Here is a 5,153-nt window from a genome sequence, read left to right as displayed (position 1 = left end):
ATATTCGCTTTAATAATTTAGTCAAACCTTATTCCCCCATTTTCTCTTCGAAAAATATTAAAAGTTGATTAATATTTTCTAACAAAAAGATCGATTTGTCAATTGCTGAAGCAGATTTTATGAAAATTAATATATTTATTACTAAAAATCAATTTTTTTAATACTATCTAACCAAAAAAATAACCAGGAACAATATTAGTCCCGGTATTTTTACAATAAAGAAATTGCGGCTAAATAAATTTTTATGCAACTGTCACTCTTTTTTAGAAGGATAATGATTCATAATTTCAGTCATACTTTTTAAGTGATAATTTTGCGGATTCTGCGGATCAAAAATTTTAATTTGGGCCATCATTCCGGTATCTTCATGCTCCAAAATATGACAGTGATACATAAAGACTCCTAAGACATCAAAACGTACTCGAATTCGGACAGTCTCACCGCTATTTACACCAATTGTATCTTTAAATCCCGTTTCATTAGGATAAGGAGCATGTCCATTGCGTGAAATTACTTGAAAATGGCAACCATGCATATGGAAGGGATGAATCATGCCACCATCAGGATTATTAGTATTTTTAACATCCCAATCTACAGTTTTTCCCAGCTGCTGCTGGCGATCGATACGAGTCATGTCGAATAATTGACCATCTAAGCGGACATTTTCATCCATACCAGACATTACAGTAGTTTGCAGCTGACCATCCGTATCAGCTTGCCACTGCGGTATTGTTACTAAATGATCAGCAATTGGTTGTTTATTCGGAGAAAAATTACCAATATCAAAGTTCACTAATGGCGTATCATCGGACATTAACACTACACGCTCGCCTGGCTGGCAATCACTAAAATTAACGACTACTTCCGCTCTTTCAGCTGGAGTTAACATTAACTTAGTTAAATCAATCACAGGATCCAAAAAGCCACAATCAGAAGCTATTTGCGTAAAGGGCCGATTATCAGCAAAATGCAAGCGAAATTCGCGCCGATTGGCACCATTCAACAGCCGCAAACGTAATTTAGGTGTTGTCACATGAAAGACACCATTAATAGTGCCATTAATTAACGGATAGCGTCCTAATGTTCCATCAACATCATAGTCTTTGTGGTAATCTAGCTGATTATTATGATAAGTTCGATCCTGTAATACTAAGGGTATATCGTCTACCCCATAAGTTTGCGGCAATGGTAAAGTGCGAGCCTGCTCATCAGTCACAATAACAAATGCTGCTAAGCCATTCCAAACTTGGCGAGCCGTATTGGGACAAGGATGAGCGTGCATCCAATCCGTTTGGGCTCCTTCTTGATGCAAGGTAAATTCAATATCCCGACTTCCACCCGGATAAATAGGTGCATGGGGTCCACCATCAGTAATCGGGCCGGGAATATTTAAACCATGCCAATGCAAAGTCGTGATTTCATCCAAGTTATTAACAATATGAACATGATAATGTTTACCATCTTCTAAAATCACCGTTTTGCCTAAAATGGACATGCCATAACCCCAAGTTTTGGTTTTTAGTCCTGGTAAAATTGCTGTTTCCCCTTTTTGTGCCACAATAGTATACCAAATTTCATCACCTTGAACTCGATCGGGCTGTAGCACTTCAGGAATGAGAAGCTTTTTTTCTGGTACATTAGGCATTACCAGTGGTACATACCCGCCATCATGAAAATCATAGACATTTTCATCATAAAAATAATCTGTATAAACTTCTCTTTTAGCCATTTATAATCCTTCTTTTTATTTTATAATGATTATAAAATAAGCATAACACAAATTATTAAGGATGCATGAACTATTCTCAAAGTGTCTTTTTCATAACAATATCGGTTGGAAAAAATCCCATTTTTTGATATAAGTGCTGGGCACGCTGATTTTCGCCAAAAACATGTAAGCCTAACTGATGATAACCCAGTCTACGGGCTTCTTGAAAAACTAATTTTAATCCTTGCTGTCCGTAGCCTTGATCTTGATAAGCAGGTAAAATAGCGTAATCATTAATAAATAAATAAGGAGCATTTGGTTGATCACTATCCATCACTTCCGCTAACCAAACATAGCCATAAACAATTTCATTTGATGCACTGATAACATAAAAATAATTGTGATAAGTATTTAAACCATCAGGCAGTAACATTTGAAAATCTTCTTGGGCACGCTGTTGGGCTTGTTCAGCTGGCCAAAGATGATTAAGCACTTTTTGATGGGCATACTCTTGAATTTGGGAGTGCAAAAACTCACTAAAATGTTTGGTAGTCATTGCTTGTAAATATAATTGCATAATTTTCCTACTTTCTAATTAATTACATGACTAGAAATTTAACTTGATTAAGGTTATGATTATTTTATTAAATAAAGAGGTTAACGCATAATGAGTCAAAAAGTAAGTATTATTGTTCCTTGCTATAATGAAGAGGAAACAGTGACGCTATTTTATGAAGCAATTAAAAAAACTTTTCAACAATTGCCCGATTATCGGCCCTCAATTTTATTCATTAATGATGGATCAACTGATGGCACCTTAAATAAATTACGACAGCTGGTAAGTATGGCTGATTTTGATACTCATTTTATTTCTTTTTCCCGACAATTCGGCAAAGAAGCGGGCATTTATGCTGGATTAAAACATGCTGACGGCGATTTGGTAACGATTATGGATGCAGATTTACAAGACCCCCCTGAAATGTTAATTGAAATGATTCATCTTTTAGAAACTACGGATTACGACTGTATTGGAACTGCTCGCACTGATCGCAGTGGTGAACCAAAGCTCAGGTCATTTTTTTCCAATATGTTTTATAAAATTATTAATCGAATTTCAGATACTCAAATTGTTCCTGGAGCACGTGATTTTCGCTTAATGCGTCGGGACATGGTCAATGCAATTATTGAAATGAGCGAGTATAACCGTTTTTCGAAAGGGATTTTTTCTTGGGTAGGTTTTAAGACTAAATATCTTCCTTATAAAAATGTAGCGAGAGTAGCCGGTACTACGAGTTGGAATTTTTGGAGCTTATTCAAATACTCCATTGAAGGAATTACTGATTTTTCCACTGTTCCTTTAATTATTGCGGTTTGGCTAGGTTTACTAGTAATGTTTGTGGCCTTTGCTGGCTTAATTTTCATCGTTGTCCGCTCTCTTTTATATGGTAATCCTACTAAAGGCTGGTCGTCGACGATTTCGATTATTTTATTCTTGGGCGGAATGCAGTTATTTTTTCTGGGAATTATTGGCAATTATATTGGCAAAATCTTCTTAGAAGTTAAAAAGCGTCCAATTTATATTATTAAAGAAAAGAAATAAAAACAGCTCTATCTCAAGCCTATCAGCGTAATTAATCTAGTTGTGACCAAATTAAGGATGCCCCGCTCACACTAAATAAACTATTGTTTAATTGAGATCTTAAAAAACTTCGCGGTTAATTTAATCGCGAAGTTTTTTTGTTATCGGAGAATTTTGAATTTTTTCTAAATCACTGGGATCTAAATAAAATTTAACCTCACCAGTTTGTTCATCAACCTTAACTAATAATGGCTTGGATTCAGGAAATAAGGCCGCTGACCTAATTCTTAGATTAGAAGGAGCTACCGCCAATTTGTACTTGTCTTTTTCCATGATAGTATCCCCCTTTGATGTTTAAATACATTATATTTTAAAGCTAAAGCTTTCACAATAGTAATTTTATCTTGATTCCCTAAAAAATTGCCACATGGGCAAACAAAAAATACAAAAATGAGGTTAGGAAAAAAGTTTCATCCCAACCTCAATCATTTTCACAATAGCAATTATAATCTTTTATTTAATTCTTCGCCTAATTCTTCATAGCCTGGACGTCCTAAAAGAGCAAACATATTCTTCTTATAGGCTTCCACTCCCGGCTGATTGAATGGATTAATACCATTTAAGTAACCCGAAATAGCAACCGCAATTTCAAAGAAATAAATGAGATAACCTAAAGTATACGCATCTTGTTCTGGAATGTGCACACTCATGACAGGAACTCCGCCATCAGTATGTGCTAATACTACCCCTTCATAAGCTTTTTTATTAACATAATCCATGGATTTGCCTTCTAAATACTGCAAACCATCTAAATTATCAGCTTCTTTAGGAATAACAACATCATGGCGTGGGTTATCAATCATCACAACAGTCTCCATTAAGTTGCGGCGACCTTCTTGAATATATTGTCCTAAAGAGTGTAAGTCAGTAGAGAAGTTAGCTGAAGCTGGGAAAATACCCTTTTGATCTTTACCTTCAGATTCACCCATTAATTGCTTCCACCATTCACCAAAATACTGCAAATTAGGTTCATAATTTTCTAATAACTCAGTTGTATAGCCTTTACGATATAAAATATTACGCAAAGCAGCATATTGATAAGCTTCATTATTGTTTAAATCAGCATCATTATAAGCACTCCGAGCTGAAGCTGCACCTTGCATTAACTGGTCGATGTCAATTCCCGCTACAGCAATTGGTAATAATCCGACAGCTGATAAAACAGAGAACCGACCACCAATATCATCAGGCACTACGAATTCTTCATAGCCTTCTGCATCTGCTTCAGTCTTTAAAGCTCCTTTAGCACGATCAGTCGTCGCAAAGATACGCTCTTTAGCAGCTTCTTCACCGTACTTCTCAATTAATTTTGCCTTTAAAATACGAAAGGCAATTGATGGTTCCGTCGTAGTACCTGATTTAGAAATTACATTAATACTAAAATCACGGTCACCAATCACCGCTAATAAGTCGGCTAAATAATTAGGACTAATTGAATTACCGCAGAAATAAACTTCTGGAACGTGGCGATCATTATGAACGTTATAAAAGCTGCTGCTTAAGAAATCGATCGCAGCCCGTGCTCCTAAATAAGAACCACCGATACCAATACCAACAAAAACTTCAGAATTAGCTTGAATCTTTTTGGCAGCCTTTTTAATGCGAGCAAATTCATCTTTGTCATAATTAACCGGCAAATCAATAAAGCCGCGAAAATCATTCCCAGCACCAGTACCTGCTCGCAGTTCTTCATCAGCTGCAGTAACAAGCGGTTGCATCTCTTGCAACTCATTTTCATGAACAAATTTACCTAATTTTGATGCATCAAATTTAATATGTGCCATAGTTTCCTCCTGAGTTATTATC

5 protein-coding genes are annotated in these 5,153 nt (G+C 35.9%); 1 reads left to right on the top strand and 4 read right to left on the bottom strand.

The window, feature by feature from the left end:
• Positions 1-253: 253 nt before the first annotated feature.
• Positions 254-1,729, bottom strand: a complete 1,476-nt coding sequence (locus EQ827_RS07740; RefSeq protein ID WP_181190425.1) for a multicopper oxidase family protein — start codon at positions 1,727-1,729, stop codon at positions 254-256.
• Positions 1,730-1,805: 76 nt separating this feature from the next.
• Positions 1,806-2,285 carry a GNAT family N-acetyltransferase gene (locus EQ827_RS07735; RefSeq protein WP_181190424.1) on the bottom strand — a complete coding sequence of 160 codons (480 nt, stop codon included), beginning with the start codon at positions 2,283-2,285 and terminating at the stop codon, positions 1,806-1,808.
• Between the two features lie 90 nt (positions 2,286-2,375).
• Between EQ827_RS07735 and EQ827_RS07730 the strand changes: the two genes are divergently transcribed.
• Positions 2,376-3,308, top strand: coding sequence for a glycosyltransferase family 2 protein (locus tag EQ827_RS07730; RefSeq protein ID WP_181190423.1), 933 nt, complete (start codon positions 2,376-2,378; stop codon positions 3,306-3,308).
• 120 nt (positions 3,309-3,428) lie between these two features.
• On the opposite strand, the gene EQ827_RS07725 is transcribed toward EQ827_RS07730, so the two are convergent.
• Together EQ827_RS07725 and EQ827_RS07720 are read right to left on the bottom strand one after the other, a co-directional pair.
• Positions 3,429-3,620 (bottom strand): hypothetical protein, encoded by a 192-nt coding sequence (locus EQ827_RS07725; RefSeq protein ID WP_181190422.1) that lies wholly within the window; start codon positions 3,618-3,620, stop codon positions 3,429-3,431.
• A gap of 170 nt (positions 3,621-3,790) precedes the next feature.
• Positions 3,791-5,131 (bottom strand): glucose-6-phosphate isomerase, encoded by a 1,341-nt coding sequence (locus EQ827_RS07720; protein ID WP_181190421.1) that lies wholly within the window; start codon positions 5,129-5,131, stop codon positions 3,791-3,793.
• Positions 5,132-5,153 lie beyond the last annotated feature (22 nt).

The organism is Bombilactobacillus bombi (genome assembly GCF_013607485.1).
GTDB classification, from domain to species: Bacteria; Bacillota; Bacilli; order Lactobacillales; family Lactobacillaceae; genus Bombilactobacillus; species Bombilactobacillus bombi_A.
This window is presented reverse-complemented; position numbering and strand designations above follow the sequence as displayed.